Genomic DNA, 24,733 nt, shown 5'->3' with positions numbered 1-24,733 from the left:
GATCTCCCGGCTGCCTGGCGCCGCTGGAGGAGATATGGCGCCATTTTAGACGACAATTCTATTTTTGAAACCGGCCAAATGGAGGATTGATTTGCCCGATGTCATGCTTTCCGGGAGGCTTTTTCCTCATGGCCGGACTGGCGCGTGCGCCGCTCCAGCTCGGCCAGAACCTCGCCGAGCGCCACCCCGCGCGCCTGAAGCACGACAAGCAGGTGATAGAGCAGGTCGGCGCTTTCGCTGACGAGCGCCGCGTGATCGCCCTCGATCGCGGCGATCACGGTTTCGACCGCTTCCTCGCCGAGTTTCTTCGCCGCGCGCGCCGGGCCGGCCGTCAGCAGAGATTTGGTGTAGGACGTCTCCGCGCTCGCCTCGGCGCGGCGGGCGATGATGGCCGCGAGATCGTCGAGAGTGAAATCGCTCATTCTGTCCTCACGCGACGGCGGCTGTTGCCGCGATACCATCCAGCCGGATCGCGACGCCATGCCTGGCCATATAGGTCTTGGCTTCGGCAATGCTGAATTCGCCGAAATGGAAGATCGAGGCGGCGAGGACCGCCGTGGCGCCACCGTCGCGGATGCCTTCGACGAGATGATCGAGAGTGCCGACGCCGCCCGAGGCGATGACTGGCACGTTGACCGCATCCGCGACAGCGCGGGTCAGGGCGATGTCGAAGCCCGATTTGGTGCCGTCGCGATCCATCGACGTGAGCAGGATTTCGCCGGCGCCGAGGCTCACCACCTCGCGGGCATATTGGATCGCGTCGATGCCGGTCGGCTTGCGGCCGCCGTGGGTGAAAATTTCCCAGCGGCCGGGCGCCACCTGTTTCGCATCGATGGCGACGACGATGCACTGGCTGCCGAATTTCTCCGCCCCGGCGCGCACGAACTCGCGATTCTGCACGGCGGCGGTGTTGATGGCGACCTTGTCGGCGCCGGCGAGCAGCAGGTTGCGAACGTCCTCGACTGTGCGAACGCCGCCGCCGACCGTCAGCGGCATGAAGCAGGCTTCCGCCGTGCGCCGCACGACATCGAGCAGCGTGCCGCGATTCTCGTGGCTCGCGGTAATGTCGAGAAAGCAGAGCTCGTCCGCGCCCGCCGCGTCGTAGGCAATGGCGCTGGCGACCGGATCGCCCGCATCGCGCAGACCGACGAAATTGACGCCTTTGACGACGCGGCCGTCCTTGACGTCGAGACAGGGGATGACGCGCGCCTTAAGCAAGGCTCTTCTCCGCGTTGCGGACCAGCGCCAAAGCCGCCTGCGGATCGAGCCGGCCATCGTAAAGCGCGCGGCCGGTGATGGCGCCTTCGAGCTTGGCGCAATCGGGCTGCACCAAGCGCTCCACATCTGCGAGCGAGGCGAGGCCGCCGGAGGCGATGACCGGAATGGAGATGGCATCGGCCAGCGCCAGCGTCGCCTCGATGTTCAAACCTTTCAGCGCGCCGTCGCGATTGATATCCGTATAGATGATGGCTGCGACGCCGGCATCCTCGAATTTCACGGCGAGATCGGCGACTTTCATTTCCGTCGTTTCGGCCCAACCCTCCACGGCGACTTTTCCATCCCGCGCGTCGATACCGACGGCGACCCGGCCGGGAAAGCGGCGCGCGGCATCGCGCACGAAATCGGGATTGCGTACCGCCGCTGTGCCGATGATGACGCGGGCGATGCCCTTGCCGAGCCAGGCTTCGACCGTGCGCAGATCGCGAATGCCGCCGCCGAGTTGCACCGGCATGGTCACGCGGGCGAGAATCGCGTCAACGGCCTCCGCGTTCGCCGGCTTGCCGGCGAAGGCGCCGTCGAGATCGACGACATGCAGATAGGTGAAACCCTGTCGCTCGAAGGCTTGTGCCTGTGCCGCAGGATTCGTGTTGAACACGGTCGCCTTGTCCATGTCGCCATGGAGCAGGCGGACGCATTCGCCGTTCTTGAGGTCGATTGCGGGAAAAAGGATCACGGCTGCCACCGCAAGAAATTGGCGATCAAGGCAAGGCCCAGTCTCTGGCTCTTTTCGGGATGGAATTGCGTCCCGGCGATATTGTCGCGGCCGACGATGGCGACGATGGGGCCGCCATAATCGGTGACCGCGACGACTTCATCCTCCGGCACGTCCTTGTAGGCGAAGGAGTGGACGAAATAAGCGTGCAGCCCTTCCGGCCCGGTCGGAATATTCGCGAGCAACGGATGCTGCCGTCCGGTGGCAAGTGTGTTCCAGCCCATGTGCGGGATTTGGAGATCGCCGCCCGGCTCGATGGCGGCGACATCGCCGCCGATCCAGCCGAAGCCCTCGGTTGTCTCGTGCTCCAGTCCCCGCGCGGCCATCAATTGCATGCCGACGCAAATGCCGAGAAAGGGGCGGCCCTGTTTGCGCACGCGCTCTTCCAGTGCGTCCATCATTCCCGGCACCGCCTCAAGCCCGCGGCGGCAATCGGCAAACGCGCCGACGCCGGGCAGCACGATGCGCTCGGCGCGCGCCACGGCTTCGGGATCGCCGGTGACCTTGATTTCGGCGGCGATGCCCGCTTCCCGCGCGGCGCGCTCGAAGGCCTTGTGCGCCGAGTGCAGATTGCCGGAGCCGTAATCGACGATGGCGACGCTCACCGCGCATCCTCCGGGTGTGGAAACAGGCCGACGATGTCGCCATGAGGCGTTCGTGCCGGAGCCGTCGCCGCGTCGCTGATTTTCACCTGCGGCAGCGGCGGAGGGATGGCGCGCAGGGCGCGATGGAAATAGCTGCGCTCGGCATCGATACGGCGGATGCCGGCCGCGACGTCCGAGAGGCGGAAGCCGCGCTGCGTGAGTTCGCGCTGCCGAAGCCCATTGCCTTCGAGGCCGAGCAGAAATTCGAGCAGCAGCGCGATCCAGAAGATCGCGCCATCGCCAAGAAACTGCGGCGCGACGAGCGTGAGCAGGCCAAACAGCACGAACCAGACGATGAGGACGCCCCAGAGCCGGTGCCAGGCGAGCCAGAACGGTCCGAGGAAGAAGGCGGCGCGCGAAAACCCTTCGCGGACGAAAACGGCGTCCGGCAAAGCCGCATATCGATCGGCCTCGGACGGCGCCCTTCGGCCGAAATCGGGGACGTAAACCGTGTAAACGGCCATAGTCTCTTCGTTCCTAAATCCGCTGCCGCGCCCTTCGTGGGGCAGGCTGGCGAGGGCTATTCTCCCGCAAAGGGAGGGCGCCAATGCTCTAGCCCGCCAGCGACCCCTTGGTCGAGGGGATTTCGCCACTGCGGCGCGGGTCGATGGTGACGGCAGTCCTCAGCGCCCGGGCTACCCCTTTGAACGCCGATTCGGCGATATGGTGGCTATTCTCGCCATATAGGGTCTCGATATGCAGATTCATCCCCGTGTGCGTCGTCAGTGCCTGGAAGAATTCGCGCACGAGCTCGGTGTCGAATTCGCCGATCTTGGGCCGCGTGAACACCGTCCGGAAGACGAGATAGGGGCGCCCCGAGAGGTCGATCGCCACGCGCGTCAGCGTCTCGTCCATCGGTTGGAGCGCGTCGGCGAAACGGGTGATGCCGCGCGCATCGCCCAAAGCCTGACGGATCGCCTGGCCGAGCGCGATGCCCGTGTCCTCGACAGTGTGATGCGGGTCGATGTGCAAATCACCTTTGGCGGTGACGTCGATATCGATCAGCGAATGCCGCGCGATCTGGTCCAGCATATGGTCGAAGAAGCCGACGCCGGTCGAAATGTTCGACACGCCGGTTCCGTCGAGATCGACACGGACCTCGATGGCGGTTTCCTTGGTTTTACGGGCGATCTGGGCTTTGCGCATGACAGAAATCGAGAATCCTGAAGCCGCGCCATGCGGCGGCCGGACAATAGAGCATTTTTACGTAAAGAGAAAACCAAGGCCGCGAAAGCGGCCGTGAAGTGCATGATATGATTTATTTTTTTACACCGCGCGCCGTTTGTTCGCGCTTCTGCGCCCTTGCCAGCGGCGCGCCAACTCCATAGATGGGGACGGTCTTCGCATCGCCGTGCCGCGGCATTTTCGTGAGTATTTCGTAATGTCCGAACTGCCCCCAAGGCAAGAATCTTGGCACGGAACGACAATCATCATGGTCCGCAAGGGCGGTCAGACCGTTATCGGCGGTGACGGCCAGGTGACCATCGGCCAGACGATCATCAAGGGCAATGCCAAGAAGGTGCGCCGGTTGGCCAAGGGCGAGGTGATCGGCGGCTTCGCCGGCGCGACGGCCGACGCCTTCACGCTGTTCGAGCGGCTCGAAGCCAAGCTTGAGCAGTACCCCGGCCAGCTCGTGCGCGCCTGTGTCGAGCTTGCCAAGGATTGGCGCACCGACCGCTATCTGCGCCGGCTGGAAGCCATGATGCTGGTCGCCGACAAGGAGGCTGGCCTTGTCCTCACCGGCAATGGCGATGTGCTGGAGCCCGAGGCGACGTCGGACGGCAGCGTGATGGGCATCGGCTCCGGTGGCAATTATGCGCTCGCCGCCGGCCGCGCGCTGCTGTCAACCGACGCCGACGCCGCCACCATCGCCCGCCGCGCTCTCGATATCGCTGCCGACATCTGCGTCTACACCAACCGGAATGTCGTCATCGAGAGCTTGCCATGATCTCCGAAACGGCGCTCGACCAGGCCGTTGCCCGCAATGTTCTGACGCCCGTGCAGGCGGAAGAATTGCGCGCCCTGGCCCGCGCCGAGGCGGCCGCTTTCGCACCTCCACCGCCGCTTCCTCCGCCGGCCATCCCGGCGCACCCGGCGCAGTCCGACGCCAATGCGGTGGATGACGAAAAGCTGCGCTTCATCACCGGCTTCGCCGATATTTTCGTCACGATGGGCCTCGGCTTCTTTTTCGGGGCGGCCTATTACTTGCTTGGGCTCTATGTCGGCAAGCCGGCGGTCTGGGCGCTCCTCGCCGTCTTTGCGTGGCTGCTCGCCGAATTCTTCACGCGCCTGCACCGGATGGCGCTGCCGAGCATCGTCCTGCTCGGAATTTTCGCCACCGCAATTTTCCGCGCCGTTATCGACCTGACACCGGCGACGATCGGCCTGCCGCTTTTCGCGCCGTTTTATTTCGATGCGACGCCGCGCGACTGGCCGCGTCTCCTGTTCGGTGGCAGCGCCTTCGATGTGATCGAAGCGGGCCTTGCGACGGCGCTCGCGACCGCGGCCTATTACTGGCGCTTCCGTGTGCCGATCACCATCGCTGCGGGCGTCGGCGCGCTGGTCGCCGCGATCCTTGCCGCGATCATTCTGGTCTTTCCGGACCTCGATGCCCGCGTCTTCGACGGCGTCGGGCTCATCCTCGGTCTCGGCGTCTTCGCACTTGCCATGCATTTCGATATGGCGGACCCAGCGCGGCAGACCCGCCGCGCCGACATCGCCTTCTGGCTGCATCTCCTTGCGGCCCCGCTGATCGTGCATTCGCTGATCAGCGCGGTCCAGCAAGGGCGCGCGTTCAACAGCACATCTGCGATCGCCGTCCTCGGCATCTTCGTCGTCCTCGGGCTGGTTTCGCTGGTCATCGACCGGCGCGCGCTGCTTGCGTCGGGCCTTGCCTATGCCGGCGGCGCCTTCGGCGTGCTGATCCAGCAGACCGATCTCGCCGACAAGGCGGGCGCGGCGACGTTGCTGCTGCTCGGCCTGTTCATCCTGCTGCTCAGCACCGGGTGGCGGCCGCTGCGCGCCGGACTGCTGAACGCTTTGCCCGCGGGCTTCACCCAACGCCTTCCCCATCCACGCACGAAAATGTCATGACCGATTTTTCTCCGCGCGAAATCGTCTCCGAACTCGACCGCTTCATCGTCGGCCAGAAACAGGCCAAGCGCGCCGTCGCCATTGCCCTGCGCAATCGCTGGCGCCGCCTGCATCTCGAAGGCGTGATGCGCGACGAGGTGACGCCGAAAAACATTTTGATGATCGGGCCGACCGGCTGCGGCAAGACGGAGATTTCGCGCCGCCTCGCCAAGCTCGCCAATGCCCCGTTTCTCAAGGTCGAGGCGACGAAGTTCACCGAGGTTGGCTATGTCGGCCGTGATGTCGAGCAGATCATCCGCGATCTGCTTGAAATCGCCATCGCCCAGGTGAAGCAGAACAAGCGCAAAGCCTTGCAGGCGCGCGCCCATCTCGCGGCGGAGGAACGGCTGCTCGACGCGCTGGTCGGCGCCAGCGCGTCGCAGACGACACGCGATGCCTTCCGCAAGAAATTGCGCGATGGCGAACTGGCGGAAAAAGAGATCGAGATTGAACTGGCGCAGCCCTCGTCCGGCATGCCGATGTTCGAACTGCCCAATATGCCCGGCGCCTCGATCAGCGCGATCTCGATCGGCGATATTTTCGGCAAGGGGCTCGGCAAGCAATCCAAACCGCGCCGCCTTCTCGTCAAGGACGCTCTCGAGCCGCTCGTTGCCGAGGAGAGCGACAAGCTGATGGATCAGGACCAGATCGTTCAGGAGGCGATCCATGAGGTCGAGAACAATGGCATCGTCTTCCTCGACGAGATCGACAAGATCTGCGCGCGCGAGGGACGCGGCGGCGCCGATGTCTCGCGCGAAGGCGTGCAGCGCGATTTGCTGCCCCTGATCGAGGGCACGACCGTTTCCACCAAGCACGGCGCGGTGAAGACCGACCATGTGCTGTTCATTGCCTCGGGCGCCTTCCATATCGCCAAGCCCTCGGACCTTCTGCCCGAACTGCAAGGCCGGCTGCCGATTCGCGTCGAGCTGTCGCCCCTCGACGAGGACGATTTCCGCCGCATCCTCACCGAGACCGAGGCGAGCCTCATCAAGCAATATCAGGCGCTGCTGCAGACCGAGGGCGTCGAACTCGTCTTCACGCCGGACGGCGTGAATGCCATCGCCAAGATCGCCGTGCAGGTGAACTCCAGCGTCGAGAACATCGGCGCGCGGCGCCTGCAGACGGTGATGGAGCGTGTGCTCGACGAGGTGAGCTATTCGGCGCCGGATCGCTCCGGCGAGCGGGTTGAGATTACGGCAGAATTCGTCGAGAAAAACATCGGCGATCTGGCCCGCAACAGCGACTTGAGCCGGTTTATCCTTTAGGGAACACAGGCTCGACGGCCTCGCGCTTCGAGACGCGGCCTATTCACCAGGCCGCTCCTCAGCATGAGGCCGTTGGGGCGCGGCCCTCATCCTGAGGAGCAAGCGGAGCTTGCGTCTCGAAGGATGCCGCCGCTTCGCACCGCCAGCGGCTTGCCACGATGGGGTAGGGGCGGCATAAGACCCGCCACCTTGTATCTGGAGTTCCCCGGCGATGGCCGAATTTCATCAACGCGTTTTTTCCGGCGTGCAGCCGACCGGCAATCTGCATCTCGGCAATTATCTCGGCGCGATCGTCAAATTCGTCGCGCTGCAAAACACGCATGATTGCATCTATTGCGTCGTCGATCTGCACGCCATCACAGTGCCGCAGGATCCTGCCGAGCTCAAAGCCAGTATCCGCAAGGTGACGGCCGCCTATCTCGCCGCCGGCATCGACGCCACAAAGCATATCGTCTTCAATCAGAGCCAAGTCGCCGAACATGCAGAGCTTACCTGGATATTGAATTGCGTCGCGCGGCTCGGCTGGCTGAACCGGATGACGCAATTCAAGGAGAAGGCGGGCAAGGACCGCGAGAATGTCTCGGTCGGGCTCTATGATTATCCGGTGCTGATGGCGGCCGATATTCACGCCTATCGGGCGACGCATGTGCCGGTTGGCGAGGACCAGAAGCAGCATCTGGAACTCGCCCGCGACATCGCGCAGAAATTCAATCTCGATTTCGCCGCCTCAATCGCCGAGCACGGCCATGGCGAGGCTTTCTTTCCGCTGCCCGAGCCGCTGATCCAGGGACCGGCGACGCGGGTGATGAGCCTTCGCGACGGCACCAAGAAAATGTCGAAATCGGACCCTTCCGATTATTCGCGTATCAATCTCGATGACGACGCCGATACGATCGCCCAGAAAATTCGCAAGGCGAAGACCGATCCCGAGCCGCTGCCGAGCGAGATTGCGGGCCTTGCCGGGCGGCCGGAGCTCGACAATCTGGTCGGCATTTTCGCCGCGGTGAACGAGGAGACAAAGGCTCAGGTGCTGCAGACGTTCGGCGGCGCCAATTTCTCGACTTTCAAGGCGGCGCTGGTTGATCTCCTCGTCGCCAGGCTTGCGCCGATCGGCGCCGAAATGTCGCGGCTCTCCAGGGAGGAGAGCTACATCGATTCCGTCCTCGCTGACGGCTCGTCCCGGGCGCGGGCTATCGCCGCTGAGACGGTCAAGGCCGTCAAAGACATCGTTGGCTTTGTGCGCTAGCATCCCGGCGGGGGTCGTCATGCAAGAGTTTTGGCTTGGCCGAGGATTCGCCCGCGACATTTGAGCCCCTGTTCAGGGCGCAATGGCCGGACGCCGATAGCAAGGGCGCGACGCAGCGCGCCGACGAGACGACCGCGGCCGTGCTGCGTCTGGCGCAAAGCCGGTCGTTCTTCGCCGGGCTGATCGGCGCGAGCATTCTCCTCCATCTCGCGGCGCTCGCGGCCCTCGTCTGGCTGGAGCACGCGCCGCCGCTCAAGCCCGATGCGGCGCTGGAAATTCCGGTCGATCTGGTCACCGCGCCCCCCGACGCCAAGCCCTCTGGTGGCTCGAAGGGCGATCCGCATGGCACTGAGCCGGGCAAGCCCAAGCCAGCCGCGTCCAAGGCTGATACGTCCAAGCTTGATACGTCCAAACCCGCCGCTGCGCCCAAGCCCGAGGCGTCCAAGCCGCCGCAGGCCAAGCCGCAGCCCAAAACAGAGGTGAAACCCTCGCCGCCGAAGCTTGAGCCACCCAAGTCCCAGCCACCCAAGCCCCAGCCGGCCAAGCCCGCGCCACCGCCCAAGCCGGAGGTCGCCAAGCCTGAAGCCCCGAAGCTTGACGCCCCGAAGCCGGAACCGCCAAAACCAGCGGAAGCGGTCAAGCCGGTGCCTCCGGTTCAGCCGCCGCCCCCTTTGCCGGTTGTTAAGCCGCAACCTGCAAACCCACCGCCGCCGGTCACTCCATCGGGTTCGCCAGAGGGCCGGGCCGAGGGCCTGATGCAGGACAATTCCCGCGCCGTCGCCGTGCCGCAACCCTCCGCCGATGGCGACGAGGCCGTGAACTATCAGACGCTCGTTTTCGGCATGCTGGAATTGAACAAGGAGTTTCCTGAAGATGCGCGCCGTCGCGGCGCTTCGGGTACGGCGCTCGTCGCCTTCGAATTGAACGACGACGGCACGGTGAAGAACGAGAAATTGCTGCGCTCCAGCGGCGATGCCGCGCTCGATGTCGAAAGTCTGGCGTTGGTGCAGCGCGCCGCGCCTTTCCCGAAGCCGCCGCCCGGCGCGCAGAAGGTCTTTGCGGCGGATATCACTTTCCCGGCGCCGAAGTGAGGTGGCGCGCATGCGGCACTGCGCCTTCCGCGACGAGCCATTCGATAAAACCCGTCAAAGCCGATGATTTATTTGCGTCGAAGGGAATAAGGGCGACATAGCCGGTGCGGGGCACAAGAATTGTCGGAAACGGCGTCAGAATCCGTGCCGTTTCCAGATCGGTTTGAAGGACCGGGAAAGGCCCGATGCCAATGCCAAGACCATCGGCCACCGCCTGAAGCGTGACGAAGAAATGATCGAACACGCGCCGCCGTTGCTCGGCGCGATGCGGCAGACCAGCCCGTTCCAGCCAATCGGCCCAATCGCCCGGCCGGGTCTCGCTTCCCAACAGAATGTGGTTCGCGATATCGGCCGGCTGGTGGAGCGGTTGCCGTTCGAATAGTGCGGGGCTCACGATCAACGTATCTGCCTCGTCCAGAAAAGGCACCGCCTGATATTGGGGCCACGCGTCCCGTTCCGCCGATCCTCGCCGTATCGCGAGATCAAAGCCCCCGCGCAATTCATCACGGAGGGTCGTCGCCGTCGTGACCGAGATTTCCACCTCCGGCCGTTGCGCGTGAAACCGCTCGAGACGGGGGATCAGCCAGCGCATGGCGAAAGTGGTTGGAGCGTCGACGCGGAGAATAGAGCGCACGGACGGATATCCGCAGGCTTCGGCCGCGGCGATCATACGGTCGAACGACAAGCTGACCTCGGCGGCAAAGGCGCGCGCTGCGGGTGTCGGCGTCATGCGCCGGCCCGTCCGCACAAACAGGCGCTGGCCGAGCCATGTTTCCAATGCTGCGATTTGGCGACTGACGGCGCCGTGTGTCAGTCCGAGTTCGACTCCGGCTTTGGCATAACTCCCCGTTCGAGCAGCGACTTCAAAGACGCGTAAAGCGTTGAGCGGCGGCAGGCGACGCATGGGACCCGTGAGAAAAAGAGACAATACTGGTGAATCTAACGGTTCTAGTCGATAAAAACTCACGTGTATAGAATCCCCGGAAGGAAGCGGAAACCGGGTGATTGCAGAACATGATGACGTCGTTGGATTGGGCGCAAAAAAAGCGAAATGCCGAACAATCTCTCCGCCGCCGTAACTTCCTCGGCGCTTGCCTCGCCCACCTCCTGCATGACGGCTATACGGACCTGCTTTATGTGCTTTTGCCCGTCTGGCAGGCGGAATTCGGCCTCTCGTACGCCGGCTTGGCCGCGGTGCGTGCGCTCTACTCGGGAACGATGGGCGGTCTGCAGGTGCCGGCCGGCCGGCTCACGGCGAATCTCAGTGCGCGCAACGCTTTGGTGCTGGCAACGCTCATCTCCGCCGCCGGCTATCTCGTCATGGCTCTTCCATTTCGGTTTACCGGCCTCTGCATTGGTTTGGTGCTAGCCGGACTCGGATCGAGCGTGCAGCATCCGTGCGCGTCGCTTCTGGTCACGAAGGGCTACGGAAAAGATTCGCGGGGACCGCTGGGCGTTTATAATTTCGCCGGCGACTTGGGAAAGGCGACCTTTCCGGCCATCGTGGCGCTGCTGTTGCCGATCTTCGCCTGGCAATCGATTGTTGGCCTCACGGCCCTGGTCGGATTGGCGGTCGCGCTGGGTTTGCTCGCTCTCCTACCGCAACAATTCCTTGAGTCGAACAAGGGAAAGCCGCGAGTCGACGGACATGACGGCCGCGGGTTCGGTCTGCTCCTGACCATCGGTGCGCTCGATACCGCGACGCGCATGGGCTATCTCCTGTTTTTGCCATTTCTCCTTCACAGCAAGGGCGGCGTTGAAGCGACTGTTGGCGTCGGCCTTGCCTTGCTTTTCGCCGGTGGCGCATTGGGCAAAGCATGCTGCGGCTGGCTCGGTCAGCATCTCGGCGTTGTCTGGAGCGTGATCGTCACGGAAGCGGCAACATGCCTCTTCATGGTGGCGACACTGATGGCGCCCCTCGGGCTGGCCGTCGCGCTTCTTCCGTGTCTTGGAATTGTCCTCAACGGCACATCCTCCGTTCTTTACGGGACCGTTCCGGAATTGGCGAAAAAGGGCGAAGTCGGTCGCGCTTTTGCTCTGTTTTACACGGGCGTCATCAGCTTGGGAGGGCTGGCCCCGATTGCTTATGGTGCGATCGCGGATCATTCCGACAGAAACGTTGGCGTCATCGCGGCGGCGCTGACGGCAGCGGCGATCATTCCCTTGGTTCTCGCCTTGCGTCCCTTCCTGCGCAAAGCCACAGCGGATTGGTCGGAAGCCGAGCGACAAATCAGCGGGGCATAGCGGCTGACTTCAATCAAAATCGAGTTCGCCTTGCGCCGGTGTCGCGACGATGTTCTCGATCGCTTGCGCCAACAGGGCGAGATCGGCCGGGCGCGAGAAGCGATGTTCGGCATCCTTCACCAAAGTCAGCGTGACCGGATCGCCGGCGAGATGTTCGACAAGCCGCGTTGCATGGGTCCAGGGTACGTCGGTATCGTTCATTCCTTGCAGGATGTGGACGGGACAATGGGTGCGGATCGTCCCGTCGAGGATCAGATGTTTGCGGCCTTCCTCGATCAGCGCGCGGGTGATCGGATAGGGCTGGTCCGAGTAGGCCGAAGGCAGAAAGCAGCGGCCTTTCTTCTCGATCTCCCGGCGCTGGCTGGGCTTGAGCCCGTCCCAGATCAGCCGCTCGGTCATATCGACGGCCGGCGCGATGAGGATGAGGCCGGCGAGCCGTTCTGCCTCGCCGCTTTTCGCCAGGGCCTCGGCGCAGAGCAGCGCCAGCCAGCCGCCCATTGACGAACCGACGAGGATTTGCGCGCCGCGGCTCTCCTGCCGGATCACGGCCAGCGATTCTTCCAGCCAGACGCCGATCGTCCCGTCTTCGAACCGGCCCTCGGACTCGCCGTGGCCGGAATAATCGAAGCGCAGAAAGGCGCGCCCGGTCCGCGCCGCCTGTTCGTCGAGAAAGCTGGCCTTCGTCGCGCGCATGTCGGACATGAAGCCGCCGAGCCAGACGAGGCCGGGCAGGGCGGAATTGGTCGCCGCGCGGTTGAGGAAGGCGATGCGCCGCTTGGCGGGGACGCCGATGCCAAGGAATTGTGGACGAAGCTCCGCCGGGCCGGTCGTTAATTGGTTGTGCATCGCCGCGCCTTTATCCTTTCCCCATGAACGTCCTTAGCTCTAGAGCAAAGTTCGGGTGGCCTTCGCAAGAGCGCGGACGATACCGAGCATGACATGGCAGAGCCTGAGCGCCGCCGTCTGGCCGCAGCGCGGTCCGCATCCGCTGGCCGGGCAGACGATCCTGCAGATCGTCCCCGTGCTCGGCGCCGACGGGACCGAGCAGATCATCGAGATCGCCGAGGCGCTCGCCAGTGTGGGCGCGCGGCCCCTCGTCGCCAGCGCCGGCGGCCGGCTGGTTCCGGAACTGCAGGCCAAGGGGGGGCTCTGGCTGCCGTTTCCGGCGCAGACAAAAAATCCGCTGGCGATGGCGCTCAACAAGCGAAAGCTCGCCCATCTCATTTGGCGCGAGCGCGTGACGCTGGTCCATGCCCGCTCGCGCGCGCCGGCCTGGGTCGCCTATGGCGCGACCCGGCGGCCGCGTATTGCCTTCGTGACCACCTATCACGCCGGCTATTCGGGCGGCGGGGTGTTCAAGCTGAACTACAATGCCGTGATGGCGAAGGGCGATATTGTCATCGCCAATTCGGCTTTCACGGCGCAGCACATCGCAAGTCTGTATCCCGCCGTGTCGGGGCGCGTCCGCGTCGTCGCGCGCGGCATCGATTTCCGCGTCTTCGCCCCGCAGGACGTCGATGCGGCTCGCGTGCTCGCCCTGCGTAACGCCTGGAATGTCGGGAGCGACGAGCGGATCGTCCTGCTGCCGGCGCGGCTTGTCGCGCATAAGGGGCATAAAGTTCTGATCGAGGCGGCGCGGCTGCTGACCTCGGCAGGGCTGCGCGGGGTCAAATTCATCCTCGCCGGGGACGAGCAGGGCCGCGGCGCCTATGTCCGGGAGCTCGACGCGGCCATCGCCAAGGCGGGCCTCGAGGGAATCGTCCGGCGCACCGGCCATTGCGCCGACATGCCGGCCGCTCTGCTCGCCGCGACCGTCGCTGTCATTCCCGCGACGGAGCCGGAAACCTTCAGTCGGGTGACGGCCGAGGCGCAGGCGATGGGTACGCCCGTCGTCGTCTCCGATCTTGGCGGGCTAGCAGAAATTGTCGCCGCCCCGCCGCAGGTGGCTATCGCCGAGCGCACAGGCTGGCGCGTGCCGCCCGGCGACGCCCGCGCCCTGGCGGCGGCGGTTTATGACGTTCTCATGCTGGGCGCGAGCGCGCGGGAGGCCATGTCGCTGCGCGCCCGCACGCAGGTTCTCGGCCGTTATTCGGTGGCGCGGATGCAGGCCGAGACGCTGGCGGCCTATGCGGAACTGATCGGCCGCTGACGCTTGGGCAGCAACGCCGGGGCCGTGGCGGGGAAGCCGCGGGGCAAGTCTTTTGTCCGCAATATATAAAGCCGCATTGACTTCCCTGCCCAATGCGCCGATTTTTAGTACGGGCCCGGTACGTTTGTGACGCTGGTGAGCTGCTTTGCGCGGTTCCCGCCGCAAGCGCCGGGTTCGATTATTAGCAAAAGGAGATTGAGCCCATTCGCCGTCCTATGAAGAGCACCCAGGCCCCGCAAAAAGATGGGCCGCGCATTAACCGAGAAATCCGCGTCCGCGAAGTTCAGCTTATCGACGCCGAAGGTCAGAACCGCGGCATCGTCCAGATTCTCGAGGCGCAGCAATTGGCCGATGATGCCGGCTTGGACCTTGTCGAGATCGTTCCGACAGCCAACCCGCCCGTCTGCAAAATTCTGGATTACGGCAAATTCCGCTTTCTCGAGCAGAAGAAGGCCGCCGAAGCGCGCAAAAAGCAGAAAATCGTTGAGATCAAGGAGATCAAGCTGCGTCCCGGCATCGATGACCATGATTATGGGGTCAAGATGAAGTCGGTGATGCGGTTTTTCGAGGAAGGCGACAAGGTGAAGGTCACTTTGCGCTTCCGTGGCCGCGAGATGGCGCATCAGGAGCTTGGCTACAAGCTTTTGGAGCGGGTCCGCAGCGAGACCCTGCCATTTGCCAAGGTCGAGGCCGAGCCGTCGATGGAAGGCCGCCAGATGGTGATGGTCCTGGCGCCAAAATAGGCACTTTCCGGCTGGGACAGGGAAAAATGCGGAGCGGTTTTCCACCCGCATCCGGTTCCAAAACGCCAAATGCGGCGGTTGCCTTCGCAGCCGCTTTGCGCTTATAAGCACCGCTTCCCCGAACCGCCCGGCTGATAAGGGCTGCCGTGGCGGTTTGTTCGCTCGTTCGGTAACGAACGGGAGCGGGATTTTTTCCGCTCAAACAAAAATCTGGTGGCCGCGCCCGGCGCGGGTCCGCCTATGGAGACGAGCAAATGCCCAAGTTGAAGACGAAGTCCGGCGCCAAGAAGCGTTTCAAGCTGACCGGCACCGGCAAAGTGGTCTATGCCCATCGCGGCAAGCGCCACGGCATGATCAAGCGCACCAACAAGCAGATCCGCAATCTGCGCGGCACCAACGTGCTGTTCAAGACCGACGGCGACAATGTGAAGAAGTTCTTCCTGCCCAACAGCTGATTCCGGGCCGTCGCCAGCTTCCTTGATTTCGTGATTTTCGGAGATGTTTCATGGCTCGCGTCAAACGCGGCGTCACCTCGCACGCCAAGCATAAGAAGACCCTGAAGGCCGCCAAAGGTTTCTACGGCCGCCGCAAGAATACCATCCGTGCCGCCAAGGCGGCGGTCGATCGCTCGATGCAATATGCGACGCGCGACCGCAAGGTTCGCAAGCGCGAGTTCCGCGCTTTGTGGATCCAGCGCCTCAACGCCGCGGTGCGCGAATTCGGCCTGACCTATTCGCGCTTCATCAACGGCCTCGACCGGGCTGGCATCGAGATCGACCGCAAAGTGCTGTCCGAGCTCGCGATCAGCGAACCGGCGGCGTTCAAGGCGATCGTCGAGCAGGTCAAGGGCGCCCTGCCGGCGCAGGCCTGAATCCCCGGAACGCATCCCGATTTGGTGCGCGATTGCCTCTGGCAATCGCCGCCCGGCAAGCCTAAATTGATCGGGCGGAGCTGCGGGGTGCGTGAGGATCATATTCCCCGGGGCCTTATTGATCTCGACGGGAGCTGTCCCTGTCTTAGCCCGTGGGCTAGGGTACACGGCGCCCACCTACTTTGTAGGTTCCCGGGATCGAATCCCACGGCCATCGTGGCCCCGCGCTTTCCCTTCACGCGAGATCATCCAGCCCGGCCTTGACGGATGCGCCCTCCAAAGCCGCCTTGCGCGCCGAAGCTCTGGCGCGGCGGGCGCAGGTGACGGAGCCGCAGGCGCGCGCCTTCGCGGCGCGGCTTGCTGAGACCGGCGCCGATTTCGCCGCTGCGCACGGCGCCAAGATCGCCTCGGCCTTCTGGGCGATCAAGGATGAGGTTGCGACGCTGCCATTGCTCGAGCGCCTCGCAGCGCGGGGCATCGCGACCGCGCTTCCGGTGATGCAGGGCTTTCGCAAACCGCTGGAATTCCGTCTCTGGGCGCCGGGCAGTCCGCTTGCCGAGGCCAAATGGGGCATCATGGAGCCAGTGCTGGCGCCGGAGGTTTTTCCCGATCTGCTCTTCGTGCCGGTCGCAGGCTTCGACCGCGCCGGCAATCGTCTTGGCTATGGCGCGGGCTTTTACGATCGCACTTTGGCACGGCTACGGCAGAGGCAAGAGATCGTCGCCGTTGGCATCGCCTATGCGGCGCAGGAATTTGCTGCGATTCCGGCCGAGCCTTATGACGAAAAACTCGATTACGTCCTGACCGACCGCGAATGGATTACCTGCGGCTAGCCGCGTCCCAACGGAAGGCTTTCATGCTCAACATCCCGACGCGCCTGCTGCCGATTGTTCTTCTCACCTGCTCCAACATCTTCATGACCTTCGCCTGGTACGGGCATTTGAAGTTCAAGGACAAGCCGCTGTGGTTGGTCATCATCCTGAGCTGGATGATCGCGCTGGCCGAATATTGCTTCGCCGTACCGGCCAACCGCTATGGCAGCGCGGTTTATGACGGGGCGGAGCTGAAGGCCATGCAGGAGGTCATCACGCTCATCGTCTTCGCGGTCTTCTCGGTACTGTATCTCGGCCAGCGTCTGACGCTTAACCATGTCGTCGGCTTCGGCCTGATTGCGCTCGGCGCCTTCTTCGTCTTCAAGGGGCCGTTCGACAATTGGCGTTTCGGCTAGCCACCTTTTATGCTGGCAAAGCAGCGGGATTTCTGAATGCGGCTTCTCTTCATCGGCGATATCGTCGGCCGGGCCGGGCGGCTTGCGCTCACCGACACTCTGCCCGATTTGCGCCGGGCGTGGCGGCTCGATTGCGTCGTCGTCAATGGTGAGAACGCCGCCGGCGGGTTCGGCATCACCGAGGCGATCTTCGGTGATTTCCTCGCCGCCGGCGCGGATTGCGTGACGCTTGGCAATCACGCCTTCGATCAGCGCGAGGCTCTGAGCTTCATCACCCATCAGCCGCGCCTTGTGCGTCCGGCGAATTTTCCGCCCGGTGCACCGGGCCGCGGCGCGGCGCTGATCGAGACGGCGGCCGGCGCCCGCGTGCTCGTCATCAATCTCATGGGCCGGCTGTTCATGGACGCACTCGACGATCCTTTCGCCGTCGGCGAGCGGGAGATCGCCGCCTGTCCGCTGGGCGAGGCCTGCGATGCGGCGATTGTCGATTTTCATGCCGAGGCAACCAGCGAGAAGCAGGGTTTCGCGCATTTTGTCGACGGCCGCGTCTCGCTCGTCGTCGGCACGCATACCCATGTACCGACGGCCGATTATCAAATCCTGCCGCAGGGCACCGCCTATCAGAGCGACGCCGGCATGACCGGCGATTATGATTCGGTCATCGGCATGGAAAAGGAAGAGCCGCTGCGCCGCTTCGTCACCAAATTGCCGGGCAACAGGCTGGAGCCGGCCGCCGGTCCCGCGACCCTCTGTGGCCTCGCCGTCGAAACGGATGCGCGCGGCCATGCCGTAAAGGTCGCGCCGGTGCGGATCGGCGGCCGACTTTCGCAAGCGGGGCCGGAGTTCTGGGAGGGATCCTGATGCCCGGTGCGGGACCGTCAGAGGCTGATAAACGGCTGCGGCAAACGCTGTGGCTCGTCATCGGGCTGAATCTCACTTTTTTTGTTGTCGAGTTCATTGTCGCCCTGTCGATCGGCTCTGTCTCGCTTTTCGCCGACAGCGTCGATTTCGTCGAAGACACGGCGATGAGTTTGCTGGTGCTCGCCGCCGTCCGTCTCTCGCCATTGACTCGGGCGCGGCTCGGCTTCGCGTTCGCCGGCGTGCTGCTGCTTCCCGCGATCGCGTTCCTTGTGACCCTGGCGCATAAGCTCATCTCGGCCACGCCGCTGGTGCCGGAGCCCGCGCTCTTTGCGTTGACCGGCCTCGCGGCCTTCACAGTCAACACGACCTGTGCGCTCCTGCTGGCGCGGGTGCGCAATGCGGCAGGCAGCCTGACGCGGGCGGCGTTTCTGTCCGCCCGCAACGATATGATCGCCAATATCGCGATCATGGCGGCGGCCGGCGTGACGGCGCTCTGGCCCAGCATCTGGCCGGACATCGTCGTCGGCCTCGGCATCGCCGCGCTCAACGCCGATGCCGCAAGAGAAATCTGGGAGGCCGCCCGGAGCGAGCATGGCGCGGCCCTGGGCGGCCCGGACGCGCCCGGTTAGGCTGGCTCTCTTCCTTTATTTTCCCGCTCCGGCGGCTTATAGAGCGGCCAAAAGGCGGCCAAGCGCGGCCGATAGCGTTGAAACACGGATTTTAGGCAGGATTAGAGGTCCGCATGGCAGGGCATAGTCAGTTCAAAAATATCATGCACAAGAAGGGCAAGCAGGATGCGATCCGCTCCAAGCTCTTCTCCAAGCTGGCGCGCGAAATCACCGTCGCTGCCAAGCTCGGCCTGCCGGACCCCGCGATGAATGCCCGGCTTCGCGCGGCGGTGCTTGCCGCCCGCGTGGAAAACATGCCGAAGGACAACATCGAGCGCGCGATCAAGAAGGCCTCCGCTGCCGATTCGGAGAACTACGATGAAGTGCGCTACGAGGGCTATGCGCCGGGCGGCGTCGCCGTCATCGTCGAGGCGCTGACCGACAATCGCAATCGCACCGCGGGCGAAGTGCGCTCGTATTTCAGCAAGGCGGGCGGAACGCTGGCCGAGACCGGCGCCGTCTCCTTCATGTTCGATCATGTCGGCGTCATCGAGTTTCCGCGGAAGGCCGCGTCCGAGGATGCCATTCTCGAAGCCGCGATCGATGCCGGCGCCGAAGATGTCAGCTCGAACGAGGAAACGCATCAGGTTACGACGACGCTCGAAGCGATGCGCGATGTCGCGCAGAAACTCGAAGCAAAATTCGGTGAGCCGAGCAAGGTCGGCTTCGTCTGGAAGCCGCAGACGAGCATCGCGGTCGACGACGAGGCGGGCGAGAAGATTCTAAAGCTCGTTGATGTGCTCGAAGACAACGACGACGTGCAGAATGTCTATGCGAATTTCGAGATTTCCGACGCGCTGATCGCCAAGCTCAGCGGTTAGCAGACAGCTCTGCAAGCGCCGCATCGAGGCCGGCAAAATCGACGGGCTTGGTCAGGAAGAGGTCGATGCCCGACGCCTGCGCCTCGCGTTCGGTATCTCTGAAGGCATCGGCCGAGACGGCGATGAGCCGGCTGGGCGCGGCTCCGGCCTCGCTCTCGAGGCGGCGGATTTCCCGCGCCAGGGTGAGGCCGTCGAGCCCCGGCATCCGCAGGTCGAGAATCACGGCGTCGAAGCCCACTTCCGTTAAAGCCGCTTGCGCTCGCGTCAGCGCCGCTTCGCCATCGGCGACGCGGGTGATCTTCGCGCCGCGCTTTTCCAGATGCTTCTGCAGGATCAGCGCGTTGATGTCATTGTCCTCCGCCAGCAGAATTCGACGGCCGGAAAGATCGAGGGGCGGAGCGGGCGGCGCGGCGGCCACGGGAGCAGGCGCTTCGACGCCAAGACGGGCGAGCAGCGAGCGCAGCCGCAGCGGCTTCACCAGCCAGCCGTCGAATGCGGCGAGGGATTTCTGGCCGAAGGCGCGCCGCTCCGCGGCAGTGAACAGTACGAGCCTTTGCGCAATGCCGGCGTCCTGCGCTGCTGCACCCAGCGTCAAAACCGCGCTGTCGCCAAGACTGCAATCGACAATCAGAGTCTGCGGCAGCGCATCGCCCGCGCGGGCGCTTTCGATGGCGGCGAGGCCGGATTTGAGGCTCGCGGCGCGTGTCACTTCGGCGCCAAGCTCGAACAATTTCTCGACGAGATAAGGCGCCTCGAAGGGCGAGGGGGAGACAACTAGAATGCGCCGTTCGAGACGCTCCTCAGGGGCTTTATCGGCGCTCACCGCGGCGGGCAGAGGCAGCGTCAGCGCGAAGGTCGAGCCTTGCGGCGTGGTCGATTCGAGTTCGAGCCTGCCGCCCATCCGCTCGGCCAGCCGCCGTGAGATCGCAAGGCCGAGACCCGAGCCGCCCGCTTCGCGTGGCGTCGCCTGGGTGAATTCCTCGAAGATGAACTTGGCGCTCTGCGGCGCGATTCCCGGGCCGGTATCGCTGACGATGAATTTGATCTGCGCGTGATCGCGCGCGACGCGCAGGCCGATGCCGCCATGCGCGGTGAACTTCACCGCATTGCCGACGAGATTGAGCAGCACCTGCCGCAGCCGTGCCGCATCGCCGACGACGCGCGGCGGGACATCGGCGCCAATGAAACTTGCGATGTCGAGACCCCGCGCATGCGCGCGCGGCGCTAAAATCTCGACAGCGCCTTCGACCAGCAGGGCGAGATCGAATGGCGCCTCGGTGAGCGGAACCTTGCCGGCCTCGAGTTTTGCAAGGTCGAGGATTTCATCGACAAGGCCGGCGAGGCTTTTGCCCGAGTTGCGGATCGCCTCGACATAGGCGCGCTGCTCGGGATCGAGCGTGGTCGCGGCCAGCAGATCGGCGAGCCCGAGAATGCCGTTAAGCGGCGTGCGAATCTCGTGGCTCATGGTGGCGAGAAGCCGGGATTTGGCTTCGTTCGCGGCCTCGGCACGGTCGCGGGCGATTTCCGCTTCCTTCAGCGCATAGGTCTGCGCTGCGACTTCCGGCGTCGGCGCTGCCGTATCCGGCGTGGCTGGGGGCGGCGGAAAAAGAAAGGCTTCGCGCATAGATCAATCTAATGCGCGAAGCCTTGCGATTGTGTTGCCCGGAAAGGCGAGAGTTTAAGGCGTGTGCCGATCAGCGGATGGCGCGATCGAGCTCGATACCCGCCTTCGAATGCAGCTCCTTGGAATCGATGGTGCCATCGTTTTCCTTGTCGGCTGCCCGGAAGAGCTTGGTCACAAGCGCGAGATATTCGTCCTTGGTCAGTGTCTTGTCATTATCCGAGTTAGCCGCGGAGAAATTCGCTTTGCTGACGTGATGGGCGGCTTCCTTGAGGTCGATCGTGCCGTCCTTGTCCTTATCCAGCTTGTCGAATTCCACGCTCGCGGCGGCCTTTGCCTCATTGAGGTCGATCGTGCCGTCCTTGTCGGTATCAGCGGCGGTCAAAGCTGCCGCAGAGGCCGAAGAAATCGGGAGCATAACGAGCGGCGCGGTGCACAGACCAAACGCGCCAAACAAAATCGCGACGGAACGCGGGAATTTGGGCATGCGTCTCTCCATAAAATGATGCAATGCGAAACTATATCGAAAGAATAGGAAGAAAAAGTCCGAAAATCAAGGCAAAATACTTGGAAAAAATTCTAAAATTCCCACAATAATTAGAAAAATTCCCGAATTATAAAGTCTCCAGAAATAAAATGCCGCATTGCGGTAGGACCTGCAATCCGGCGCGCCGTCTCTAGGCCGCGCGCAATTCCTTCGGCGCGCCGATGCGATAGGACAAGGCCTCGGCGAGATGCGGCCGTCCGACGGTCGTGGCGCCGTCAAGATCGGCGATCGTGCGCGCCAGTTTCAGGATGCGGTAAAAGCCCCGCGCCGACAGATTGAGCCGCTCGGAGGCCTCGCGCAGCAGAACCATGCCCGCCGTATCCGGTCGCGCCAAATCTTCGATCGCGTGGCCCGGGGCGGCCGCATTGGTGAAGACATGCGGCAGGCCGAATTCGGAATAGCGTCGCACCTGCACTTGTCGCGCCGCGGCGACGCGGGCGGCAACTTCGGCCGAGCCCTCTGCCGCCGGCGGCAGCAGCAGATCGGCGGCGTTGACGGCAGGCACTTCGATCATCAGGTCGATCCGGTCGAGCAGCGGGCCGGAGAGCCGTGCCTGATATTGCCCGACGCACCGCGCGGCCGGCTGCCGGCTGCAACTGTAGCCCGGATCGAGAGCATGGCCGCAGCGGCACGGGTTCATCGCCGCGACGAGCTGGAAACGCGCCGGGTAGGTGATGCGGTGATTGGCGCGCGCGATGGCGACTTCGCCGGTCTCCAGCGGCTGGCGCAGCGAATCGAGAACCTGCGGCTGGAACTCGGGCAATTCGTCGAGAAACAGGACGCCCTGATGCGCGAGCGAAATTTCCCCCGGCCGCGCATGCACGCCGCCGCCGACCAGCGCCGCCATCGAGGCCGAATGATGCGGCGCGCGGAACGGCCGCCGGTCGGTGAGCGCGCCACCCGCCAATTGCCCGGCAACGGATTGGATGAGTGAGATTTCGAGCAGTTCGCGCGGCGTCAGCGGTGGCAGGATCGAAGGCAGCCGCGCCGCCAGCATGGATTTGCCGGCGCCCGGCGGTCCGCTCATCAGCAGGTTGTGGCCGCCCGCCGCGGCGATCTCGAGCGCCCGCCTGGCGCTCTCCTGACCCTTGATGTCGCGCAGATCGGGTAGCATTCCACCGCCCTGGCGCATCGCCGGGCTCGGCCGGCTGAGGACCTGAGCGCCCTTGAAATGGTTGGCGAGCTGGATGAGCGAACGCGGCGCCAGCACCTCCATATCCTGCGACGCCCAGGCGGCCTCACCGCCGCGTGCCTCCGGGCAGATGAGGCCCTGGCCGCGGGCATTGGCGGCGATGGCCGCAGGCAGAACTCCGGCGACTTCGGTGATCGCGCCATCGAGGGCCAATTCGCCGAGAACGGTAAAGCCCTGGATCGCATCGGCGGGGATGGCGCCGATCGCCGCCATGATGCCGATGGCGATCGGCAGATCGTAATGACTGCCTTCCTTCGGCAGATCGGCGGGCGCGAGATTGACGGTGATCCGCTTCGCCGGCAGGGCAAGACCCGAGGCGTTGAGCGCTGCGCGCACCCGTTCGCGCGATTCGGCGATGGCCTTGTCGCCGAGACCGACGAGCGTGAACATCACATTGCCGTTAGCGATCTGCACCTGGACATCGACCGGCCGCGCTTCGATCCCCTCGAAGGCTACCGTCGCGACACGTACCACCATCGCCCGCCCCCTCGCGGCAGTCCCTCGCGCGAGCCCTCACTTCGGACGCCCCGCGCTCATAAAAAGCTAAGCATATCCCGAGGAAAGCAGCAAGAACAATTCGGGAACATAGAAAAACACCTGTGCGCCGCTGCTATTCAAGGCAGGTGCATTGCCGCAAGGCTCATTGCGGCGGTTCGAATCTTGCGCCAAGGGTGCTTAGCAAGGGTGCTTAGCTTGTTCAGGATGCGATATGGCCGCCGCTGCCTCTAGAGCCTATGCCGATCCCGCCGCCGCTGCGGCGCGACTTCTACTTTGGCTGGCGCTCATCCTGCTGATGGTTCTGACGCCGGTGGCGGAGCTTGTTTTCCGCGGACCGCTTTATGTGTTCCTGCCGGTCGGCGCCTGTATCCTCATCGTCGCCGGGCGGGTGGCGCAAGAACGCGGCTCGGGGCTGAAGCTCGCCAGGCTCCTGCGCTCGCCCATCGCCGGCGCGGCTCTGTTCCTGTTTTTCTGGGCGGGCCTTTCGCTGCTCTGGACGCCGTTCCCGGACGAAGCGGTGACCCGGTTCCTCAAAGCGGCGCTCACGGCGCTGGTGGTTTTTTTCGCCATCCTCTCGCTGCCGGAAAAGACCAGGGCCACGAATCTCTATTTGCTGCCCATCGGCCTTGCGATCGTGGCGGTCGCGACGATCGTCCTCACGTTCTTCGCGCCGCGCATGTTTTGGCAGGGCGACACGCCCGACGCGACCCTGGCGCAGCGCTGCGTGATGACGCTCACGGTTCTTCTGTGGCCGGCGATCGGCGGGCTGGCGCTCCGCGAAAAATGGCTCCTCGCCGTGGTTTTGGCCGGGGCCGTGACGGCGGCGGTGCTGGCGACGTTTGTCGAAATCGCTCTGGTCGGCCTGGCTTTGGCCGCGGTCGTCTACGCGGTCGCGGTGAGCGAGCCGCAGAGGGTCGGGCAAATCCTCGGTTTCGGGCTCGCGGCTTTGGTCCTACTCGCCCCCGCTGCGGCGCTGATCGTGCTGGCTCTGGTGAGCGTCGGGCATCTCCCGCATGTCGGCCCGGGCCTCGTCTTCGCCGATGTCATCGTGCAGGAATGGCCCCGCTTCATTACCGGCCACGGGCTTGATTTCGCGACCCGTGCGGTCGAAATCGGCGTTCTGCCGGCGGATGCGCCGGGCAGTATCCTGTTCAAGATCTGGTATGAACTCGGCGTCCTCGGCGCTATTGCCTTCGCCGTGCTGGCGGTGAGCGCCTTCATCGCCGCGGGAAATGCGCCGGTCGCCATCGCGCCGGCTTTGCTGGCCGGGCTCGTCGCCGGTCTTGTCGTTGCGGTCTGGGGCACCGAGACGACGCAAATCTGGTGGATGTCGCTCAACGGGCTCGATGCCATCGCCCTCGCGCTGATGTGCAAGGCCGCACCGCGCGCCAAGCGGCCGCTGGCGCCAGCCGCGGAGGATGGGCCGCTCGAACCCGACGAAGAGGCCGATGCTCTCGAGGCCTAGAGCGGATAATTAATGGAGAGCTTCTTCGCCGCTTTCGACCGGCGCAAGCTGCGCCAGTTCGTCGTCGGTGAACAGCCGGCTGCGGGTGAGAAAGCGGACATTCTCCGGCGATTCGATCGAGAAACCCGAGCCTCGGCCGGGCACGACATCGATCGTCAAATGCGTGTGCTGCCAATATTCGAATTGCGACTCGCTCATATAGAACGGCGCATCGCCGATGATGCCGAGCTTCACATCGCTCTTGCCGACGCGGAAATCCCCGCGCGGATAGCACATGGGTGCCGAGCCGTCGCAGCAGCCGCCGGATTGGTGGAACATCAACGGGCCGTGGACCGCCTCAAGCTTGGAGATGAGCGCGAGAGCCGCGGGGGTTGCTGTGACACGTTCGGACAAAGCCGCCTCCCTGTAGCGATAGCCGGCGCGAAAACAAAGGAGCGGCCCGAGGCCGCTCCTT

28 protein-coding genes and 1 other RNA gene are annotated in these 24,733 nt (G+C 64.2%); 17 read left to right on the top strand and 12 right to left on the bottom strand.

Annotated features, from left to right (window positions below; genetic code table 11):
- Positions 1-101 precede the first annotated feature (101 nt).
- The 6 genes from CWB41_RS02035 to hisB form a co-directional block, all read right to left on the bottom strand.
- Positions 102-422, bottom strand: coding sequence for a phosphoribosyl-ATP diphosphatase (locus CWB41_RS02035; protein ID WP_115835650.1), 321 nt, complete (start codon positions 420-422; stop codon positions 102-104).
- Positions 423-429: 7 nt separating this feature from the next.
- Positions 430-1,218 carry an imidazole glycerol phosphate synthase subunit HisF gene (hisF, locus tag CWB41_RS02030; RefSeq protein ID WP_115835651.1) on the bottom strand — a complete coding sequence of 263 codons (789 nt, stop codon included), beginning with the start codon at positions 1,216-1,218 and terminating at the stop codon, positions 430-432.
- A complete protein-coding gene (hisA, locus tag CWB41_RS02025) occupies positions 1,211-1,954 on the bottom strand; it encodes a 1-(5-phosphoribosyl)-5-[(5-phosphoribosylamino)methylideneamino]imidazole-4-carboxamide isomerase (protein WP_425373447.1) in 744 nt (247 codons plus the stop codon). The genes hisF and hisA overlap by 8 nt, the downstream gene beginning before the upstream one ends.
- Positions 1,951-2,598 carry an imidazole glycerol phosphate synthase subunit HisH gene (hisH, locus tag CWB41_RS02020; RefSeq protein ID WP_115835653.1) on the bottom strand — a complete coding sequence of 216 codons (648 nt, stop codon included), beginning with the start codon at positions 2,596-2,598 and terminating at the stop codon, positions 1,951-1,953. Before hisH ends, hisA begins: the two co-directional genes overlap by 4 nt.
- Positions 2,595-3,101, bottom strand: a complete 507-nt coding sequence (locus tag CWB41_RS02015; protein WP_115835654.1) for a DUF2628 domain-containing protein — start codon at positions 3,099-3,101, stop codon at positions 2,595-2,597. Before CWB41_RS02015 ends, hisH begins: the two co-directional genes overlap by 4 nt.
- 88 nt (positions 3,102-3,189) lie before the next feature.
- Entirely contained in the window at positions 3,190-3,783 is a 594-nt protein-coding gene (gene hisB, locus CWB41_RS02010) for an imidazoleglycerol-phosphate dehydratase HisB (RefSeq protein WP_115835655.1), read from the bottom strand.
- Between the two features lie 235 nt (positions 3,784-4,018).
- Between hisB and hslV the strand changes: the two genes are divergently transcribed.
- From hslV to CWB41_RS01985, 5 genes are all read left to right on the top strand, one after another.
- Positions 4,019-4,585, top strand: coding sequence for an ATP-dependent protease subunit HslV (hslV, locus tag CWB41_RS02005; RefSeq protein ID WP_115835656.1), 567 nt, complete (start codon positions 4,019-4,021; stop codon positions 4,583-4,585).
- Positions 4,582-5,730, top strand: a complete 1,149-nt coding sequence (locus CWB41_RS02000; RefSeq protein ID WP_115835657.1) for a hypothetical protein — start codon at positions 4,582-4,584, stop codon at positions 5,728-5,730. Before hslV ends, CWB41_RS02000 begins: the two co-directional genes overlap by 4 nt.
- Complete coding sequence (hslU, locus tag CWB41_RS01995; protein WP_115835658.1) at positions 5,727-7,034, top strand: ATP-dependent protease ATPase subunit HslU; 1,308 nt, start codon at positions 5,727-5,729, stop codon at positions 7,032-7,034. The genes CWB41_RS02000 and hslU overlap by 4 nt, the downstream gene beginning before the upstream one ends.
- A gap of 211 nt (positions 7,035-7,245) precedes the next feature.
- Positions 7,246-8,280, top strand: a complete 1,035-nt coding sequence (gene trpS, locus CWB41_RS01990; RefSeq protein WP_115835659.1) for a tryptophan--tRNA ligase — start codon at positions 7,246-7,248, stop codon at positions 8,278-8,280.
- Positions 8,281-8,315: 35 nt separating this feature from the next.
- Entirely contained in the window at positions 8,316-9,371 is a 1,056-nt protein-coding gene (locus CWB41_RS01985; RefSeq protein WP_115835660.1) for an energy transducer TonB family protein, read from the top strand.
- On the opposite strand, the gene CWB41_RS01980 is transcribed toward CWB41_RS01985, so the two are convergent.
- Complete coding sequence (locus CWB41_RS01980) at positions 9,349-10,275, bottom strand: LysR substrate-binding domain-containing protein (RefSeq protein WP_115835661.1); 927 nt, start codon at positions 10,273-10,275, stop codon at positions 9,349-9,351. The genes CWB41_RS01985 and CWB41_RS01980 overlap by 23 nt on opposite strands.
- 113 nt (positions 10,276-10,388) lie before the next feature.
- Between CWB41_RS01980 and CWB41_RS01975 the strand changes: the two genes are divergently transcribed.
- Positions 10,389-11,615, top strand: coding sequence for an MFS transporter (locus tag CWB41_RS01975; protein ID WP_425373453.1), 1,227 nt, complete (start codon positions 10,389-10,391; stop codon positions 11,613-11,615).
- Between the two features lie 9 nt (positions 11,616-11,624).
- Here the strand turns inward: CWB41_RS01975 and CWB41_RS01970 are convergent, their stop codons facing one another.
- A complete protein-coding gene (locus CWB41_RS01970) occupies positions 11,625-12,461 on the bottom strand; it encodes an alpha/beta hydrolase (RefSeq protein WP_115835662.1) in 837 nt (278 codons plus the stop codon).
- An 88-nt stretch (positions 12,462-12,549) separates the two neighbouring features.
- Between CWB41_RS01970 and CWB41_RS01965 the strand changes: the two genes are divergently transcribed.
- From CWB41_RS01965 to CWB41_RS01920, 10 genes are all read left to right on the top strand, one after another.
- On the top strand, positions 12,550-13,764 hold the full coding sequence (locus tag CWB41_RS01965; protein WP_115835663.1) for a glycosyltransferase family 4 protein: 1,215 nt from the start codon (positions 12,550-12,552) through the stop codon (positions 13,762-13,764).
- A gap of 215 nt (positions 13,765-13,979) precedes the next feature.
- On the top strand, positions 13,980-14,507 hold the full coding sequence (gene infC, locus CWB41_RS01960) for a translation initiation factor IF-3 (protein ID WP_115835664.1): 528 nt from the start codon (positions 13,980-13,982) through the stop codon (positions 14,505-14,507).
- 254 nt (positions 14,508-14,761) lie between these two features.
- Positions 14,762-14,962, top strand: coding sequence for a 50S ribosomal protein L35 (gene rpmI / locus CWB41_RS01955; RefSeq protein WP_115835665.1), 201 nt, complete (start codon positions 14,762-14,764; stop codon positions 14,960-14,962).
- Between the two features lie 50 nt (positions 14,963-15,012).
- Positions 15,013-15,378, top strand: a complete 366-nt coding sequence (gene rplT / locus CWB41_RS01950) for a 50S ribosomal protein L20 (protein ID WP_115835666.1) — start codon at positions 15,013-15,015, stop codon at positions 15,376-15,378.
- Between the two features lie 74 nt (positions 15,379-15,452).
- Positions 15,453-15,605, top strand: a non-coding RNA gene (gene ssrS / locus CWB41_RS01945) — 6S RNA.
- A gap of 33 nt (positions 15,606-15,638) precedes the next feature.
- On the top strand, positions 15,639-16,211 hold the full coding sequence (locus CWB41_RS01940) for a 5-formyltetrahydrofolate cyclo-ligase (protein WP_115835667.1): 573 nt from the start codon (positions 15,639-15,641) through the stop codon (positions 16,209-16,211).
- Positions 16,212-16,234: 23 nt separating this feature from the next.
- Entirely contained in the window at positions 16,235-16,606 is a 372-nt protein-coding gene (locus CWB41_RS01935; RefSeq protein WP_181902948.1) for a DMT family protein, read from the top strand.
- Positions 16,607-16,642: 36 nt separating this feature from the next.
- A complete protein-coding gene (locus CWB41_RS01930) occupies positions 16,643-17,467 on the top strand; it encodes a TIGR00282 family metallophosphoesterase (protein ID WP_115835668.1) in 825 nt (274 codons plus the stop codon).
- Positions 17,467-18,096: a cation efflux transmembrane domain-containing protein gene (locus CWB41_RS01925; RefSeq protein WP_115835669.1), complete on the top strand. Its 630-nt coding sequence runs from the start codon at positions 17,467-17,469 to the stop codon at positions 18,094-18,096. Before CWB41_RS01930 ends, CWB41_RS01925 begins: the two co-directional genes overlap by 1 nt.
- A 113-nt stretch (positions 18,097-18,209) precedes the next feature.
- On the top strand, positions 18,210-18,956 hold the full coding sequence (locus CWB41_RS01920) for a YebC/PmpR family DNA-binding transcriptional regulator (RefSeq protein WP_115835670.1): 747 nt from the start codon (positions 18,210-18,212) through the stop codon (positions 18,954-18,956).
- On the opposite strand, the gene CWB41_RS01915 is transcribed toward CWB41_RS01920, so the two are convergent.
- From CWB41_RS01915 to CWB41_RS01905, 3 genes are all read right to left on the bottom strand, one after another.
- The gene (locus CWB41_RS01915) at positions 18,946-20,580 is read right to left on the bottom strand and encodes an ATP-binding protein (RefSeq protein WP_115835671.1); all 1,635 of its coding nucleotides are present in this window, start codon (positions 20,578-20,580) and stop codon (positions 18,946-18,948) included. The two genes, CWB41_RS01920 and CWB41_RS01915, sit on opposite strands and share 11 nt — an antisense overlap.
- A 70-nt stretch (positions 20,581-20,650) precedes the next feature.
- Positions 20,651-21,064: an EF-hand domain-containing protein gene (locus tag CWB41_RS01910; protein WP_425373448.1), complete on the bottom strand. Its 414-nt coding sequence runs from the start codon at positions 21,062-21,064 to the stop codon at positions 20,651-20,653.
- A 190-nt stretch (positions 21,065-21,254) separates the two neighbouring features.
- Positions 21,255-22,793, bottom strand: coding sequence for a YifB family Mg chelatase-like AAA ATPase (locus CWB41_RS01905; RefSeq protein ID WP_115835672.1), 1,539 nt, complete (start codon positions 22,791-22,793; stop codon positions 21,255-21,257).
- Positions 22,794-23,025: 232 nt separating this feature from the next.
- Here CWB41_RS01905 and CWB41_RS01900 point away from each other — a divergent pair, with 232 nt between their 5' ends.
- A complete protein-coding gene (locus CWB41_RS01900) occupies positions 23,026-24,279 on the top strand; it encodes a hypothetical protein (RefSeq protein WP_115835673.1) in 1,254 nt (417 codons plus the stop codon).
- Between the two features lie 9 nt (positions 24,280-24,288).
- Here CWB41_RS01900 and CWB41_RS01895 read toward each other — a convergent pair whose 3' ends face one another.
- Complete coding sequence (locus CWB41_RS01895; RefSeq protein WP_165203920.1) at positions 24,289-24,672, bottom strand: DUF779 domain-containing protein; 384 nt, start codon at positions 24,670-24,672, stop codon at positions 24,289-24,291.
- Positions 24,673-24,733: the final 61 nt, after the last annotated feature.

It is taken from the genome of Methylovirgula ligni, assembly GCF_004135935.1.
GTDB lineage: Bacteria > Pseudomonadota > Alphaproteobacteria > Rhizobiales > Beijerinckiaceae > Methylovirgula > Methylovirgula ligni.
Note: the sequence above shows the minus strand (reverse complement) of the source record. Positions and strands in the feature narration are given on the sequence as shown.